This is a genomic window from Aureimonas endophytica, from assembly GCF_014642635.1.
Taxonomy (GTDB): domain Bacteria; phylum Pseudomonadota; class Alphaproteobacteria; order Rhizobiales; family Rhizobiaceae; genus Plantimonas; species Plantimonas endophytica.
In genome coordinates, this window is sequence record NZ_BMIQ01000008.1 from 153986 (window position 1) to 168569 (window position 14584).

The 14584-nt window shown below is 67.3% G+C and carries 17 protein-coding genes; 11 read left to right on the forward strand and 6 right to left on the reverse strand.

What is annotated here, in order from left to right; genetic code table 11:
* Positions 1-40: 40 nt before the first annotated feature.
* The 6 genes from IEY14_RS21390 to IEY14_RS21415 all read left to right on the forward strand — a co-directional run bounded on the left by IEY14_RS21390 (position 41) and on the right by IEY14_RS21415 (position 4649).
* On the forward strand, positions 41-961 hold the full coding sequence (locus tag IEY14_RS21390) for an EamA family transporter (RefSeq protein WP_188912150.1): 921 nt from the start codon (positions 41-43) through the stop codon (positions 959-961).
* A gap of 168 nt (positions 962-1129) precedes the next feature.
* Positions 1130-1774 carry a 50S ribosomal protein L25/general stress protein Ctc gene (locus IEY14_RS21395; protein WP_188912152.1) on the forward strand — a complete coding sequence of 215 codons (645 nt, stop codon included), beginning with the start codon at positions 1130-1132 and terminating at the stop codon, positions 1772-1774.
* A gap of 24 nt (positions 1775-1798) precedes the next feature.
* Entirely contained in the window at positions 1799-2518 is a 720-nt protein-coding gene (pth, locus tag IEY14_RS21400) for an aminoacyl-tRNA hydrolase (RefSeq protein ID WP_188912154.1), read from the forward strand.
* Positions 2519-2606: 88 nt separating this feature from the next.
* Positions 2607-3710: a redox-regulated ATPase YchF gene (gene ychF / locus IEY14_RS21405; RefSeq protein WP_188912157.1), complete on the forward strand. Its 1104-nt coding sequence runs from the start codon at positions 2607-2609 to the stop codon at positions 3708-3710.
* Positions 3711-3732: 22 nt separating this feature from the next.
* Positions 3733-4182, forward strand: coding sequence for a MaoC family dehydratase (locus tag IEY14_RS21410; protein WP_188912159.1), 450 nt, complete (start codon positions 3733-3735; stop codon positions 4180-4182).
* Positions 4179-4649, forward strand: coding sequence for a MaoC family dehydratase (locus IEY14_RS21415; protein ID WP_188912161.1), 471 nt, complete (start codon positions 4179-4181; stop codon positions 4647-4649). The genes IEY14_RS21410 and IEY14_RS21415 overlap by 4 nt, the downstream gene beginning before the upstream one ends.
* Before the next feature lie 48 nt (positions 4650-4697).
* On the opposite strand, the gene IEY14_RS21420 is transcribed toward IEY14_RS21415, so the two are convergent.
* The 5 genes from IEY14_RS21420 to IEY14_RS21440 form a co-directional block, all read right to left on the reverse strand.
* A complete protein-coding gene (locus IEY14_RS21420) occupies positions 4698-5657 on the reverse strand; it encodes a cytochrome c1 (RefSeq protein WP_188912343.1) in 960 nt (319 codons plus the stop codon).
* Between the two features lie 23 nt (positions 5658-5680).
* Positions 5681-6976 carry a cytochrome b gene (locus IEY14_RS21425; protein ID WP_188912163.1) on the reverse strand — a complete coding sequence of 432 codons (1296 nt, stop codon included), beginning with the start codon at positions 6974-6976 and terminating at the stop codon, positions 5681-5683.
* A 21-nt stretch (positions 6977-6997) separates the two neighbouring features.
* The gene (gene petA, locus IEY14_RS21430; protein WP_188912165.1) at positions 6998-7558 is read right to left on the reverse strand and encodes a ubiquinol-cytochrome c reductase iron-sulfur subunit; all 561 of its coding nucleotides are present in this window, start codon (positions 7556-7558) and stop codon (positions 6998-7000) included.
* Between the two features lie 223 nt (positions 7559-7781).
* Entirely contained in the window at positions 7782-9665 is a 1884-nt protein-coding gene (locus tag IEY14_RS21435; protein WP_188912167.1) for an ABC transporter ATP-binding protein, read from the reverse strand.
* Complete coding sequence (locus IEY14_RS21440) at positions 9662-11548, reverse strand: ABC transporter ATP-binding protein (RefSeq protein WP_188912169.1); 1887 nt, start codon at positions 11546-11548, stop codon at positions 9662-9664. Before IEY14_RS21440 ends, IEY14_RS21435 begins: the two co-directional genes overlap by 4 nt.
* An 85-nt stretch (positions 11549-11633) precedes the next feature.
* Between IEY14_RS21440 and IEY14_RS21445 the strand changes: the two genes are divergently transcribed.
* The 3 genes from IEY14_RS21445 to IEY14_RS21455 are packed head-to-tail and all read left to right on the forward strand — an operon-like array spanning position 11634 to position 12764.
* Positions 11634-12152: a tRNA (cytidine(34)-2'-O)-methyltransferase gene (locus IEY14_RS21445; RefSeq protein WP_188912171.1), complete on the forward strand. Its 519-nt coding sequence runs from the start codon at positions 11634-11636 to the stop codon at positions 12150-12152.
* 46 nt (positions 12153-12198) lie between these two features.
* On the forward strand, positions 12199-12450 hold the full coding sequence (locus IEY14_RS21450; RefSeq protein ID WP_188912173.1) for an AbrB/MazE/SpoVT family DNA-binding domain-containing protein: 252 nt from the start codon (positions 12199-12201) through the stop codon (positions 12448-12450).
* Positions 12444-12764 carry a type II toxin-antitoxin system PemK/MazF family toxin gene (locus IEY14_RS21455; protein WP_188912175.1) on the forward strand — a complete coding sequence of 107 codons (321 nt, stop codon included), beginning with the start codon at positions 12444-12446 and terminating at the stop codon, positions 12762-12764. The genes IEY14_RS21450 and IEY14_RS21455 overlap by 7 nt, the downstream gene beginning before the upstream one ends.
* Before the next feature lie 13 nt (positions 12765-12777).
* On the opposite strand, the gene IEY14_RS21460 is transcribed toward IEY14_RS21455, so the two are convergent.
* Positions 12778-13035 carry a hypothetical protein gene (locus tag IEY14_RS21460; RefSeq protein ID WP_188912177.1) on the reverse strand — a complete coding sequence of 86 codons (258 nt, stop codon included), beginning with the start codon at positions 13033-13035 and terminating at the stop codon, positions 12778-12780.
* A gap of 217 nt (positions 13036-13252) precedes the next feature.
* Between IEY14_RS21460 and hemF the strand changes: the two genes are divergently transcribed.
* The gene (hemF, locus tag IEY14_RS21465; RefSeq protein ID WP_188912179.1) at positions 13253-14158 is read left to right on the forward strand and encodes an oxygen-dependent coproporphyrinogen oxidase; all 906 of its coding nucleotides are present in this window, start codon (positions 13253-13255) and stop codon (positions 14156-14158) included.
* A gap of 185 nt (positions 14159-14343) precedes the next feature.
* Positions 14344-14520: a DUF1059 domain-containing protein gene (locus tag IEY14_RS21470; protein WP_188912181.1), complete on the forward strand. Its 177-nt coding sequence runs from the start codon at positions 14344-14346 to the stop codon at positions 14518-14520.
* Positions 14521-14584: the final 64 nt, after the last annotated feature.

The window sequence follows — 14584 nt, forward strand, 5'->3', positions numbered from 1 at the left end:
CGCGCTTTCCCTCCCGCCGCCGTTCTGAAAGAAGGGCGGCATGACCGAAAGCCTCTCACTCCGCCATTTCCTTCTCGCCGTCGCGGTGGTGGCGGTCTGGGGCACGAATTTCGTCGTCATCCGCGTCGCCCTCGACCATCTTCCGCCCTTTCTCTTCGGCGCGCTGCGCTTCACCCTCGCCTGCCTGCCCGGGGTCTTCTTCGTCAAACGGCCGGCCGTGCCGTGGAAGAGCCTCGCCGCCTATGGCGTCCTCATCGGCTCCGGCCAGTTCGGCCTGCTCTATTACGCGATGCGCAGCGAGATCTCGCCCGGCCTCGCCTCCCTGGTGCTGCAGATGCAGGTGTTCTTCACCATCGGCCTCGCGCTCGTCGTCGCGAAGGAACGGGTGAAGCCCTACCAGCTCGCGGCGCTGGCGCTCGGCGCCGCCGGCATCGCGGTGATCGCCGCCCATACCGACGGCTCGACCACTCATCTCGGCCTCGCCCTCGGTCTTCTTGCCGCCTTCAGCTGGTCCGCCGGCAATATCGTCGCCAAGCAGAGCGGCGTTTCCTCCATGCTGTCCTTCGTCATCTGGGCGAGCCTGTTCTCCGCGCCGCCGCTGCTCGTCCTCTCCCTTCTGTTCGAAGGCTGGCCGGCGATCCGCGAGGGCGTCGCAGAGGCCGGGCTCGCCACCTGGGGCGCCGTCCTCTGGCAGACGATCGGCAACACGCTCTTCGGCTATGCCGCCTGGGGCTTTCTCCTGTCGCGCTATCCGGCGGCCTCCGTCACGCCCATGGCGCTTCTCGTGCCGGTCTTCGGCATGCTCGCCTCCTTCCTCTGGCTCGGCGAGCCGCTGCCGCTCTGGAAGCTCGCGGCGGCGGCGCTCGTCCTGTCCGGCCTCGCGATCGGCCTTCTCGCCTCGCGCCGCGCCGCCCGCCGCCTCGTGGCGCAAAGCGCGGTGCCGCCCGGCCCCAGCGCCTGAGGCGCCGTCCTTGCGCCGGAAGCCGGTCTCGGCTATAGGCGCCGTGCCCGTGCGGACACCCTTGGAGGCAGCGCGGGCGTGAAGCGGCCCGATCGGCCGCTTTTCGTCGTTTCGGTCCGGCACGCCGGATACCGCCGCGGCATCTCCGATAGAACAAGGACTTCAGCCATGAGCGAGACCTACACGGTCAAGGCCGAAGCGCGCGAGAAGGTCGGCAAGGGGGCCGCCAGACATCTTCGCCGCAACGGAATGATTCCCGCCGTCATCTACGGCGACAAGCAGGAACCCCTGTCGATCGCGATCCCCTACAAGGAGACCTTCCTGAAGCTCCATGCGGGCGGCTTCAAGACCACGGTCGCGACGATCGAACTGGGCGGCCAGCAGATCAAGGTCCTCCCCAAGGACTACCAGCTCGACCCGGTGAAGGATTCCCTGATCCATGTCGACTTCCTGCGCGTATCGGAACGCACGATCGTCACCGTCGCGGTGCCGGTGCATTTCGAGAACGAGGATGCCGCGCCCGGCCTCAAGGCCGATGGCGGCACGCTGAACATCGCGCATCACACCGTCGAGGTGCACAGCCCGGCCAACGCGATCCCGGAGGCCTTCACCGTCGACCTGACGGGCAAGGCGATCGGCGACGCGATCCATGCCGGCGACCTGAAGCTTCCGGCCGGCGTCTCGCTGATCGAAGGTGCCGACATGGTGATCGCGACGCTCGTTCCGCCGATGGCGGAGGAAGTGGACGAGCTCGACGCCGAGGCGCCGGTGACGGAAGTCGCGGGCGAGGCCTCCGAGGGCGACGAGAAGTAAGTCTCTCAGCAAGGGGTGGTCGGCATGCTGCTCATCGTTGGGCTGGGCAATCCCGGTCCGCAATATGCCGGCCACCGCCACAATATCGGCTTCATGGCGCTGGACGAGATCCAGCGCCATCCCGGCTTCTCCCCCTGGACGCGCAAGTTCAAGGGCGAGATCTCCGAAGGGCAGATCGACGGCGAGAAGGTCCTGCTGCTCAAGCCGCTGACCTTCATGAACCTGTCCGGCGAATCGGTCGGCGAGGCGGCACGCTTCTACAAGCTCGAACCGGATCGGATCGTGGTGATCCACGACGAACTGGATCTCGCGCCCGGCAAGGTGCGCGTGAAGGCGGGCGGCGGCAATGGCGGCCATAACGGCCTGAAGTCGATCGACGCCCATCTCGGCAAGGATTACCGGCGCGTCCGGCTCGGCATCGGCCATCCCGGCTCGAAGGAGCGGGTGAACGGCCATGTCCTGTCCGATTTCCACAAGGCGGACGCGGTCTGGCTGGAGCCGCTGCTCGAAGCCTTCGGCCGCCATGTCGGCCTCGTGGTCGCCGGCGAGGACGCCCAGTTCATGAACCGCCTGCACATGGCGACCTCCGGCGACGAGCCGGTCTCGGCCAAAGGGTCGGCGGCGCCGGCCAAGGCCAAGGGCCAGAGCCATATCCGCCAGGCGCGGACGGCGGCGAAGCCGGCGCTGCCGGCGACCGGACCGATGGCCGACATGCTGAAGCAGATGTTCGGCCGCAAGGACTGACGCGCACCGCCCCGTTGACGGCCCGCGCCGCGACGGTTCAAACGACGCCCGAGCCCGTTCGGGCGGGACATCATCGAAGGACGGCCCCATGGGTTTCAGATGCGGCATCGTCGGCCTGCCGAATGTGGGCAAGTCGACGCTCTTCAACGCTCTCACCAAGACGGCGGCGGCGCAGGCGGCGAACTATCCCTTCTGCACGATCGAGCCCAATACCGGCGATGTCGCGGTGCCCGACGAGCGCCTCGGCAGGCTCGCCGGCGTCGCGAAATCCGCCCAGATCATTCCGACCCGCATCACCTTCGTCGACATCGCCGGTCTCGTGCGCGGCGCCTCGAAGGGCGAAGGGCTTGGCAACCAGTTCCTCGCCAATATCCGCGAGGTGGACGCGGTGGCGCATGTGCTGCGCTGCTTCGAGGATGACGACATCACCCATGTCGAGGGCCGCATCGATCCGGTCTCGGATGCCGAGACGGTCGAGACCGAGCTGATGCTTTCCGATCTCGAATCGATCGAGCGGCGCATCGTGCAGATCCGCAAGCGCGCCCAGGGCAAGGACAAGGAAGCGCTCGGCGTCTTGCCGGTGATGGAAGCCGTCCTGGAAAAGCTCCAGAACGGCGAGCCGGCCCGCGTGCTCCTGAAGACCCTGGCGGCGGACGAGATCATGACGCTGAAGGGCCTCAATCTCCTGACCTCCAAGCCGGTCCTCTACGTCTGCAACGTCGCCGAGCCGGACGCGGCGACCGGCAACGCCTATTCCAGGGCCGTCGAGGCCATGGCCGAGAAGCAGGGCGCCGCGAGCGTCGTCATCTCCGCCGCGATCGAGGCGGAGATCGCCCAGCTGCCCGAAGAGGAGGTGCACGACTATCTCGAAGCGCTCGGCCTGTCGGAGCCTGGCCTCGACCGCCTGATCCGGGCCGGCTACGGCCTTCTCGGTCTCATCACCTATTTCACCGTCGGGCCGAAGGAAACGCGCGCCTGGACCGTGCGCAGGGGCTCCAAGGCGCCACAGGCGGCGGGCGTCATCCATACCGATTTCGAGAAGGGCTTCATCCGCGCCCAGACCATCGCCTATGCCGATTATGTCGGCCTCGGCGGCGAAGTCGCGGCGAAGGAAGCCGGCAAGGCCCGCGACGAAGGCAAGGAATATGTCGTCGCCGACGGCGACGTGATGATGTTCAAGTTCAACACCTGATCGAGCATCGCGGGCGGGGACCATGCGCAGCTTCGAGGACTTTCCCGTCGGGCTCGAAGTGCCGCTCGGCCCCTATCCGGTCACCCGCGAAGAGGTGCTCGCCTATGCGGCGGCCTTCGATCCCCTGCCCTTCCATCTCGACGAGGCGGCGGCGCGGGACAGCCTTCTCGGCGGGCTCGCCGCATCCGGCTGGCACACCTGCGCGATGATGATGCGGATGATGGTCGACGGCTTCCTGCGCGATTCGACCTCGCAGGGCTCGCCGGGCGTCGACTTCATCCGCTGGCTGCGACCGGTGCGCCCCGGCGACACGCTGACCGGCAGGATGACGGTACTGGAGGCCCGCCGCTCGCGCAGCCGTCCGCAGATTGGCATCGCCAAGCTGCGCAACGAGCTGGTGAACCAGGAGGGCGATCCCGTCCTCGAAGGCGAATATACGCTGCTCCTCCGCACGCGGGAGGCGGCGGCATGAGTCTGTTCTCCGACATCGTCCTCGGCGCGCGTGTCGAGCTCGGCGCGCATCGCTTCACCGCCGCGGAGATCGTCGCCTTCGCGACGCGCTACGACCCTCAGCTCTTTCACCTCGATGCGGACGTCGCGAAGGCCTCGCTGCTCGGCGGTCTCTGCGCCTCCGGCTGGCACACGGCCTCGATCTTCATGCGGCTGAATGCCGAGGCGTTGAACCGCGCGGTCGAACGCGAGCGGCTGGCCGGCCGCCCAGTCCCCGATCTCGGGCCTTCGCCGGGCTTTCGCGACATGCGCTGGCCGCGCCCGGTCTATGCCGGTGACGACATCCGCTATTTCCAGACGGTGACGGCCAAGCGGCCATCCGCCAGCCGGCCCGGCTGGGGCCTGATCGAGACCGACAATCTGGGGCTCAACCAGAAGGGCGAGACGGTCTTCGCCTTCATCGGCACGGCCTTCCTCGGCCTCGCATGAAAAAGGGGCCTCGCGGCCCCTCGTTCGCTATTGAGTCGCGGCGCGCCCTCAGTGCGCGACGCCCGCCCAGACGCGGCGCTTCACCAGCCAGAGCATCACGGCGAAGGCGATCAGGAAGATCATCACCACGAGGCCCGTCGCCTTGCGCTCGGCGAGATGCGGCTCGGCCGTCCACATCAGGAAGGCCGCGACGTCGCGCGAATATTGCTCGACGGTCTGCGGCGCCCCGTCGTCATAGGTCACCTGCCCATCCTGGATCGGCTGCGGCATGGCGAGCGCCGGCCCGTTCATGAAATACGGGTTGTAATGCGTGCCGGGCTGGATGGTGACGCCCGCCGGCGGCTCCTGGCCGTAGCCCGTCAGCAGCGCGTGGATATAGTCCGGGCCGCCCTGCGCATATTGGGTGACGATGTCGAAGAGGAAATAGGGAAAGCCCCGCTCCACGGCCCGCGCCTTCGCCATCAACGAGAGGTCGGGCGGCGCCGCGCCGTTATTCGAAGCCGCCGCGGCCTCCGCATTGGCGAAGGGCGAGGGGAAATAGTCGGACGGGATGCCCGGCCGCTGCACCATCTCGCCGGTCGCGCTCGGATTGGGGTCTTGGATCTGGTAGCCGGCGGCGAAGCCCTTCACCTGGGCCTCGTTATAGCCGAGCGCCCGCAGGTCGCGGAAGGAAACGAGTTCCAGCGAATGGCAGTTGGAGCAGACTTCCTTGTAAACCTTCAGGCCGCGCTGGAGCTGGCCGACATCCCAATGGCCGAGCGGGCCGGAAAAGCTCCAGGAGAGCGTCGCCGGATGCTTCAGAGGGTAGTGCGGGGTGGCGCTATGCGCCTCGGCTTCCGGCGTCGAATGCGAGGCGCCGGGCGACATGCCGGTCTCGCCCGACGTGGCGGCGCCCGGCGAATGGGCCGGCTCGGCGCCGGTCTGCTGCGCCGGCTGCGCTTCCTGCGCGAAGCCGGCCGTGGTCATCAGGAGGCCCGCCGCGAGCGCGGCGGAAAGAAGCGTCTTCATGGTCATGGTCCCCTCGGACGCTCCTAGCCCTTGGTCTCGGGCGATGCCGCCACCGCGCTCGGCATGGCGGGCGCGGCGTGACGGCCCAGCACCGCCTCGGTGATCGACGCCGGCAGCTTGCGCGGCGTCTCGACGAGGCCGAGCACCGGCAGCACGATCAGAAAATGCGAGAAGTAGTAGATCGTGCCGATCAGCGCGAGGATCGGATAGATGCCTTCCGCCGGGCGCGAGCCGAGCCAGCCGAGAATGATCGCATCCGCCACGAGCAGCCAGAAGAAGATCCGGTAGAGCGGGCGATAGGCGGTCGAGCGCACGCGGCTCGTGTCGAGCCAGGGCACGAAGAACAGGACGATGATCGAGCCGAACATCACCAACACGCCGCCGAGCTTGGAATCGATCGGCCCGATATTGAAGGTGATGGCGCGCAGCATCGCGTAGAAGGGCAGGAAGTACCATTCCGGCACGATATGCGCCGGCGTCTTCAGCGAATTCGCGGCGATGTAATTGTCGGGATGGCCGAGATAGTTCGGGATGTAGAAGACGAAATAGGCGAAGCAGGCGAGGAAGACGATCATGGCGAAGCCGTCCTTGATCGTCGCGTGCGGCGTGAAGGGCACCGTGTCCTTGGAGCTCTTCACCTCGACGCCGGTCGGGTTGGTCTGGCCGACGACATGCAGCGCCCAGACATGCAGGATCACCACGCCGGCGATCATGAAGGGCAGGAGATAGTGCAGCGCGAAGAAGCGGTTCAGCGTGGCATTGTCCACCGCGAAGCCGCCGAGGAGCAGCTGCTGGATCGGATCGCCGATCAGCGGAAAGGCGGTGAAGAAGCCGGTGATGACCGTGGCGCCCCAGAAGGACATCTGGCCCCAGGGCAGGACGTAGCCCATGAAGGCGGTCGCCATCATCAGAAGGAAGATGACGACGCCGAGGATCCAAAGCACTTCGCGCGGCTGCTTGTAGGAGCCGTAATAGAGGCCGCGGAAGATGTGGATATAGACGGCGATGAAGAAGAAGGACGCGCCGTTGGCATGCAGGTAGCGCAGCAGCCAGCCCCAGTTCACGTCCCGTACGATCTTCTCGACCGAGTGGAAGGCGAGCGCCGAGGACGAGGCATAGTGCATGGCGAGCACCACGCCGGTGAGGATCTGGAGCCCCAGGAACAGCGCCAGGATGCCGCCGAACGTATAGGCGTAGTTCAGATTGCGCGGCACCGGGTAGGCGACGAACGAATCGTACAGGAGGCGGGGCAGCGGCAGGCGGGCATCCAGCCAGCGCATCACCCCGTTCTCGGGCACGTAGGAGGAATGGCCACTCATCTCTGCGGTCTCTCCCAAACCTCAGCCGACGCGGACGGTCGTATCGGAAATGAATTCGAAGGGCGGAATCGCCATGTTCTGCGGCGCGGGTCCCTGGCGGATGCGCCCGGCCGTATCGTAGGCCGAACCGTGGCAGGGGCAGAACCAGCCGTTGTAAGGCCCGGACTGGCCGAGCGGAATGCAGCCGAGATGGGTGCAGACGCCGACCATCACCAGCCATTGCTCCTTGCCCTTGGCCGAGCGGTTGGCATCGGTGGCGGGCGCGTCGCCCGGCAGGTTCTCGTTGCGCGCGACGGGGTCCTTGAGATCGGCGAGAGCCACCGTCTGCGCCGCCGTCACCTCCTCCGGGGTGCGCTGGCGGATGAAGACGGGCTTGCCGCGCCATTTCGCCGTGATCGACTGGCCGGGCGCCACCGAGGAGACATTCACCTCGATCGCGGCGAGCGCCAGCGTGCCGGCATCGGGATTCATCTGGTCGATGAAGGGCCAGACCGCGGCCGCCGCCCCCACGGCACCGGCAGCCCCCGTGGCGATATACAGGAAGTCCCGCCGGGTCGGCTCGCTCGTCTCGTTGACGCTCACTCTCGGGCGCTCCTCTCCATACCCGGCTCCTCCGCCAAGCGGCATTTCAGCCCGACCCGGATGTCGTCCGCAAGTACCGGCGACTCCCTCGGGCATCATTCGCAGCGGCAGATTGGACGGGTTCTAGAAGGCGACCTTTCGCTTGTCCAGCGTTCCAGCATCTGGAAGGACCGCATGTCGCGCGCCACGACAGATTCGTGCAAGACCAGTGGCTTCCCTGCCGCTATTGCGCGGCCTCGTCCTGCAGGAAGCCGCCGGACTGCCGGGCCCAGAGATCGGCATAGAGGCCGCCCCTTGCAATGAGCTCGGCATGGGTCCCCTCCTCCACGATCCGCCCGGCATCGAGCACGACCAGCCGGTCGAGCGCCGCGATGGTGGACAGGCGGTGCGCGATGGCGATCACCGTCTTGCCGGCCATCATCGCCGCGAGATTCTCCTGGATCGCCGCCTCCACCTCGGAATCCAGCGCCGAGGTCGCCTCGTCGAGGATGAGGATCGGCGCGTTCTTCAGCAGAACGCGGGCGATGGCGATGCGCTGGCGCTGGCCGCCGGAAAGCTTGATGCCGCGCTCGCCGACATGCGCCTCGAAGCCTTCGCGCCCGCGCGGATCGCGCAGCGAGCCGATGAAGTCCTCGGCATTGGCGCGGCGGGCGGCGGCCAGCACTTCGTCCTCCTCCGCGTCGGGGCGGCCATAGGCGATATTGTCGCGAATCGAGCGGTGGAGCAGCGAGGTGTCCTGCGTCACGACGCCGATCGCAGCGCGCAGCGAGCCCTGCGTCACGGAGGCGACGTCCTGCCCGTCGATCAGGATGCGCCCGCCCTCGACGTCGTAGAGCCGCAAGAGCAGGTTGACGAGCGTCGTCTTGCCGGCGCCGGACCGCCCGACGAGCCCGACCTTCTCGCCCGGCCGGATCGTCAGCGACAGGTTTTCGATGACGCCGGAGCCCTTGCCGTAATGGAAGGTCACCGCGTCGAAGCGGATCTCGCCCTCCCGCACGGCGAGCTCGCGCGCATCCGGCCGGTCGAGCAGCGTCGGCGCGACGGTGACGGTCGCGACCGCGTCCTGCACCGTGCCGTAATTGCGCACGAGCCCGTTGATGTTGAACATCATCCAGCCGGACATCTGGTTGAGGCGCAGGACGAGGCCGAGCGCCGTGGCGACGGCACCGGACGAGATCCGCCCTTCCTGCCACGAGAGGATCGCCAGGAGGCCGACGGCCGAAATCATCAACCCGTTGAGGACGTTGACGGCGGTTCTGACAGCAGTGAGCGAGCGCGTCAGCCGGCGCACCACCGCGACATTCTCGCGAAAGCCCTCGCGGACATAGTCGTCCTCGTTGCGCGAGGCGTCGAAGAGCTTCACGGACAGGATGTTGGTGAAGGAATCGACCACGCGCCCGGACACGACCGAGCGCGCATCCGCCGCCGCCCGGCCCCAGCGGCGGATGCGCGGCAGGAGATAGTAGACGATTGCGCCATAGCCGAGCGCCCAGACGAAGAGGACGAGCGCCATGGCCGGATCGATGGCGCCGAGGATCGAGACGCTGAGGATGACGAAGGTGACGAAGCTCCAGAAGGTCTGGAGCAGCGTCACGACGAAGTCGCCCACGGCCTCGCCCACCTGCATCACCTTCTGGGCGATGCGGCCGGCGAAATCGTTCTGGAAGAACGTATAGGGCTGCTCCATCAGCCGCCGATAGGCCTGCCAGCGGATGCGGTTGTAGAAGCTCGGCACCACGACCTGCTCTTCCAGGAGCGCGCCGAAGAGCAGGACGGCGGAGCGCAGGATAAGCGTCAGGGCGAGAAGGCCGGCGAGCAGCCAGAAATGCTCGCGGAACAGCGTCGCCGGGCTCGACGTCTCCAGCGCGTCCACCACCCAGCCGACGCCCGAATAGAGCAGCGCCTCGACGCCGCCCGTCAGGCCGCCGGTCAGGAGCAGGCCGAAGAGCGGCGCCTTCGCCTCCAGCGCGAAGCGCCAGATGAAGCGGTTGGCCGTATCCGGCAGCGGCGCCAGCGCGCCGACGCGCCGGCGCCCGTGACCTCCCGGCGCCTCGTCGCCGAAGGGATCGATGATCTCCTCGATCCGCCGCAGCCAGCGCCCGATCATTCCGCCGCCTTCGCCGCGTCCTCAGCGAAGCCCGGCCCGCCGGCATCGATGAAGCCGCCGACCTGCCGGTGCCAGAGCTGCGCGTAGAGCCCGCCTCTGGCGAGCAAGGCCTCGTGCGGCCCCTCCTCCACGATCCGGCCGCGATCCATCACGACGAGCCGGTCGAGCCGGGCGATGGTCGACAGGCGGTGGGCGATGGCGATCACCGTCTTACCCTCCATCAACTGGTAGAGATTCTCCTGGATCGCCGCTTCGACCTCGGAATCGAGCGCCGAGGTCGCCTCGTCGAGAAGGAGGATCGGCGCGTCCTTCAGGATGATGCGGGCGATGGCGATGCGCTGGCGTTGGCCGCCGGAGAGCTTCACGCCGCGCTCGCCGACCTCGGCATCGAGGCCGCTCCGCCCCTTCTGATCCACCAGCGCCTCGACGAAACCGGAGGCTTCCGCCCGCTCCACGGCGCGGCGTAGCGCCGCCTCGTCGGCGTCCGGCCGGCCATAGAGGATGTTCTCGCGGATCGTGCGATGCAGCAGCGCGGTGTCCTGCGTCACCATGCCGATCTCAGCGCGCAGCGAGGCCTGCGTCACGCCGGCGATGTCCTGGCCGTCGATGAGGATGCGGCCGCTCTGCACGTCGTAGAAGCGCAGCAGCAGGTTGAGGAGCGTCGTCTTGCCGGCGCCGGAGCGTCCGACGAGACCGACCTTCTCGCCCGGCCGGATCGCCAGCGAGAACCCCTCTACCACCGGCCCGGCGCCGCGATGCGGCTTGGCGCCGGCATAGCCGAAGCCGATGGACTCGAAGCGCACCTCGCCCTTCGCGACGACGAGGTCCCTCGCCTCCGGCCGATCGACGAGAGCGACCGGCTGACTGAAGGTCGCGGCCCCGTCGCGGATCGTGCCGATATTCTCGAACAGCGCCGAGACCTCCCACATCACCCAATGCGACATGCCGTTGAGCCGCAGGACGAGACCGATCGCGATGGCGATAGCGCCGATCGACAGAAGCTCGTTCAGCCAGAGCGCGATGCCGAGAGCACCGACGGTGGACAGGAGGAGCGCGTTCAGCAGAGTCAGGCTGACCATGAAGCCGTTGATAAGGCGCGCCTGGCCATAGACCGGATCGAGGAAGCTGCGCATCGCCTCGCGCGAATAGGCCGCTTCGCGGCGAGTATGGGCGAAGAGCTTCACCGTGCCGATATTGGCATAGGCATCGACGATGCGGCCCGTCATCAGCGCCCGGGCATCGGCCTGCCGCTCGGCGACGCGCATCAGGCGCGGCACGAAGAAGCGCAGCAGCAGGACATAGAGGCCGAGCCAGCCGAGAAAGGGCAGCGCCATCCGCCAGTCGGCGCTGGACACCAGGACGAGGACGCCGCCGAAATAGACGGATACGTAGAGCATCACGTCGATCACCTTGGTGATTGTCTCGCGCAGCGCCAGCGCGGTCTGCATCATCTTCGTCGCGACGCGCCCGGCGAACTCGTCTTGAAAGAAGGCCAGCGACTGGTCGAGCAGCCAGTTGTGGACGATCCAGCGGAAGCGCATCGGAAAATTGCCGAAAAGCGCCTGGAACTGGAACAGGCCGTTCAGGAAGGTGGCGCCGGGCAGGAGGAAGAGCACGATCGCCGCCATGCCGACGAGCGTCCAGCCCTGCGTTTCCAGAAAGGTCGCGCGGTCGAGGCCGTTCAGCCAGTCGACGATCTGCCCGAGAAAGCCGAAGAGCGAGACCTCGACCACGGCGATGAGGCCGGACAGGAAGCCGATCACGGCGAGGAACGGCCAGACCGGCCTCGCATAGAACCAGATGAAGGGCCAAAGCGCCGCGGGCGGGCTCTTCGGCCGCTCGTCGGGGAACGGCTCGACGAGCCTTTCGAAAATGGCGAACATGAACGACCCGTCGTCCGTTGCGGAGCGGAGGCGCCGTACCGCACAACGCGGACGGGCCCCGCCCGATATAAGCTCCGAGCCGCAAATGTCAGCCGACAATTCGTCCCTTCCGCCCGCGCCGGACCGGCCGCTGGTGGCGCTCTATCAGCCGGACATCGCCGGCAATACGGGCACGATCCTGCGCAGCGGCGCCTGTCTCGGCTTCGCCGTCGCGGTGATCGGCCCTGCCGGCTTCGACCTTTCGGACCGGGCGCTGCGCCGCGCCGGCATGGACTATCTCGAGATCGCGACCCTCCGCCGGCACGACGGCTGGGATGCCTTCGAGGCGTGGCGCCGCGAGGCCGGGCGCCGTCTCGTGTTGCTGACGACCCGGGCGTCAGAGCCCTATACGGCGGCCCGCTTCCGGCCGACCGACATCCTGCTCTTCGGCCGGGAAAGCGCCGGCGTGCCGGAGGCCGTGCACGACGCGGCCGATCTGCGGCTGACGATCCCGATGCGGCCCGGCGCGCGCTCCCTGAACCTCGCCGTCTCGGTCGGGATCGTGGTCAGCGAGGCGATACGGCAGCTGGGATCGATCGAGGCTCTTACATTGCCGGAATCGTGATAACAATGTACGAACTCAGCACAACAGCCTTGCGAGGGAACTCGCCATGATCGGCGCCGTCAAGAAGTTCGGGAATTCCGCCGGCATCCTGATCCCGAAGCCGATCCTCGCCCAGATCGGCGCGCGGGCCGGCGACAAGGTGGACATGCGGATCGAAGGCAATCGCATCGTCATCGAGCGTGTCGTCGCAGCGCCCCGTGCCGGTTGGGCGGAGGATGCTGAGAGTCTCGCGGCGGAAGAACTCGATTCGGATTGGCTCGACCTGCCGGGCGAAGAGGACGACTCGCAGCCATGGTGAAACGTGGCGAGGTCTGGCTCGCGACGCTCGATCCGACGGTCGGCAGCGAGATCCAGAAGACCCGTCCCTGCCTCGTGGTCTCGCCTTCGGAAATCAACGAGCATCTGCGAACGGTGATCGCCGCGCCGATGACGGCGGGCAGCCGCCCGGCCGCCTTTCGGATCGCCGTCTCCTTCGCCGGCACGGATGGGCTGATCCTGCTGGATCAATGCCGGGCGCTCGACAAGCGACGTCTCGTGAAGCGGCTCGGCACCGTCCCCGCCGAGACCTTGAGCGAGGTGCTGCGGACGCTTCGCGAATTCTACGAGGAGTGATCGCCCGCAGCCGTCAATCCGCCGTCGGCAGGCGGCGCATGGTGAACTCGACCTCGTCGCCCGGCAGGACGCGCCAGCTTTCCACCGAAGTCCAGTAGGCGGCCTTCGGATAGCGGTCGAACCATTCGCGCGCCTTCACCCGCGCGGCGTCGCGCGGCAGGACGAAGGTCTCGCGCACGAAACTGTCCGTTTCCGCCGCGAGCCGCGCGCGATTGCGGCGGAGCTGGCGGGCGAGACCGTCGAGCGGAGGAGAGACGAAAGGCTGGGCCACGGACTCGGCGACGCGATTGACTGACTCTTGGGAAGATAGCGTCGAATCTGTGGATTTGCGAATCGAATCCGTCGCTTGGCGCTCTTCCCCGCCGCCCGCCTCTTTCCGCGACTTCACCATCCTGTTACGCGAGGAAGGGTTCTCCGCAACTCGGCGGCGCCGAGCGGCGAGACGACGCGGGCGGCCCGCCCGCCGCTGGGAAACGAGATCGCGACCGATGGAACTCCCGCCCGTCCCGGAAGGCCTGCCCGCCGATATCGACGCGAAGAAGGAATCGGCCCGCCTCTGGTTCGAGGCGCTGCGCGACCAGCTTTGCCGGGCCTTCGAGGCGATCGAGGACGAGATCGAGGGAGACGACCGGCCGGCCGGCCGGTTCGAGCGCACCGAATGGGCGCGCGGCGAGGCCGGGGGCGGCGGCGTCATGTCGATGATGCATGGCCGCGTCTTCGAGAAGGTCGGCGTCCATACGTCGACGGTCTTCGGTGAGTTCTCCCAGGAATTCCGCGGCCAGATCCTCGGCGCCGAGGACGATCCGCGCTTCTGGGCCTCCGGCATCTCGCTGATCGCGCATATGCGCAATCCGAACGTCCCGGCCGTCCACATGAACACGCGCATGGTGGTGACGAGCCGCCAATGGTTCGGCGGCGGCGCCGACCTCACGCCGGTTCTCGACCGGCGGCGCAGCCAGGAGGATCCCGACACGCTCGCCTTCCATAAGGCGCTGCGCTTCGTCTGCGACCGGCACCGCGCCGTCGCCGACTACGATCGCTTCAAGTCCTGGTGCGACGAATATTTCTTCCTGCCGCACCGCAACGAGGCGCGCGGCGTCGGCGGCATCTTCTACGACTGGCTGCATTCCTCCGAAGAAGCCGGCGGCTGGGACGCGGATTTCGCCTTCACCCGCGATGTCGGCAAGGCCTTTCTCGTCGTCTACCCGCATATCGTCCGGCACAATGCCCGCCTGCCCTATACCGAGGCCGATCGCGACGAGCAGCTCGTCCGTCGCGGCCGCTATGTCGAATACAACCTCCTCTACGATCGCGGCACGCTGTTCGGCCTGAAGACCGGCGGCAATGTCGATTCGATCCTGTCTTCGCTGCCGCCGCTCGTCCGCTGGCCTTGAAGTTCCACCGCGTTCAAGAAGCGAAGCCGATCGCGATCACGGAAAATATCGCGGACTGCGCGATTTTTATCTTTCCTTAGGCGTCTCCCCACCTCTGCCGCCCGCTTTCACGAGACCTTATTCTTTCCTTGGCCCGCCGATTCTCTGGAGGTAGCGGCGGTGCCGGCAAGGAAGGGAGGAACGGGATGTTCGAATTGAACTGTCACGGCGTCATTCCAGGCTGTGATCGCGTGATCCGCGCGGAAAGCCAGGCGGAAGTCTTTCGCCGGGCGGTGCAGCAGGCGCATCAGTCCGGTGTCGAGAAGCTGACGCCGAACCTGATCGACCAGCTCCGCGACAAGACCACGGAACTGCCGAACTGAGGTTCGAATCCTGAAGCATCGCATCGGGCAGCCACCGCCGCCGGTGTCCGGCCAAGCGATGGCG

What these genes read in the sequence shown, in the direction of transcription:
- pth (WP_188912154.1), top strand. Translation starts at nt 1,799, where the DNA reads ATGCTGCTCATCGTTGGGCTGGGCAATCCCGGTCCGCAATATGCCGGC.
- IEY14_RS21470 (WP_188912181.1), top strand. Translation starts at nt 14,344, where the DNA reads ATGTTCGAATTGAACTGTCACGGCGTCATTCCAGGCTGTGATCGCGTG.
- hemF (WP_188912179.1), top strand. Translation starts at nt 13,253, where the DNA reads ATGGAACTCCCGCCCGTCCCGGAAGGCCTGCCCGCCGATATCGACGCG.
- IEY14_RS21445 (WP_188912171.1), top strand. Translation starts at nt 11,634, where the DNA reads ATGTCAGCCGACAATTCGTCCCTTCCGCCCGCGCCGGACCGGCCGCTG.
- IEY14_RS21455 (WP_188912175.1), top strand. Translation starts at nt 12,444, where the DNA reads ATGGTGAAACGTGGCGAGGTCTGGCTCGCGACGCTCGATCCGACGGTC.
- IEY14_RS21425 (WP_188912163.1), bottom strand. Translation starts at nt 6,976, where the DNA reads ATGAGTGGCCATTCCTCCTACGTGCCCGAGAACGGGGTGATGCGCTGG.
- IEY14_RS21420 (WP_188912343.1), bottom strand. Translation starts at nt 5,657, where the DNA reads ATGAAGACGCTTCTTTCCGCCGCGCTCGCGGCGGGCCTCCTGATGACC.
- IEY14_RS21410 (WP_188912159.1), top strand. Translation starts at nt 3,733, where the DNA reads ATGCGCAGCTTCGAGGACTTTCCCGTCGGGCTCGAAGTGCCGCTCGGC.
- IEY14_RS21415 (WP_188912161.1), top strand. Translation starts at nt 4,179, where the DNA reads ATGAGTCTGTTCTCCGACATCGTCCTCGGCGCGCGTGTCGAGCTCGGC.
- IEY14_RS21440 (WP_188912169.1), bottom strand. Translation starts at nt 11,548, where the DNA reads ATGTTCGCCATTTTCGAAAGGCTCGTCGAGCCGTTCCCCGACGAGCGG.
- IEY14_RS21435 (WP_188912167.1), bottom strand. Translation starts at nt 9,665, where the DNA reads ATGATCGGGCGCTGGCTGCGGCGGATCGAGGAGATCATCGATCCCTTC.
- IEY14_RS21395 (WP_188912152.1), top strand. Translation starts at nt 1,130, where the DNA reads ATGAGCGAGACCTACACGGTCAAGGCCGAAGCGCGCGAGAAGGTCGGC.
- IEY14_RS21450 (WP_188912173.1), top strand. Translation starts at nt 12,199, where the DNA reads ATGATCGGCGCCGTCAAGAAGTTCGGGAATTCCGCCGGCATCCTGATC.
- IEY14_RS21390 (WP_188912150.1), top strand. Translation starts at nt 41, where the DNA reads ATGACCGAAAGCCTCTCACTCCGCCATTTCCTTCTCGCCGTCGCGGTG.
- ychF (WP_188912157.1), top strand. Translation starts at nt 2,607, where the DNA reads ATGGGTTTCAGATGCGGCATCGTCGGCCTGCCGAATGTGGGCAAGTCG.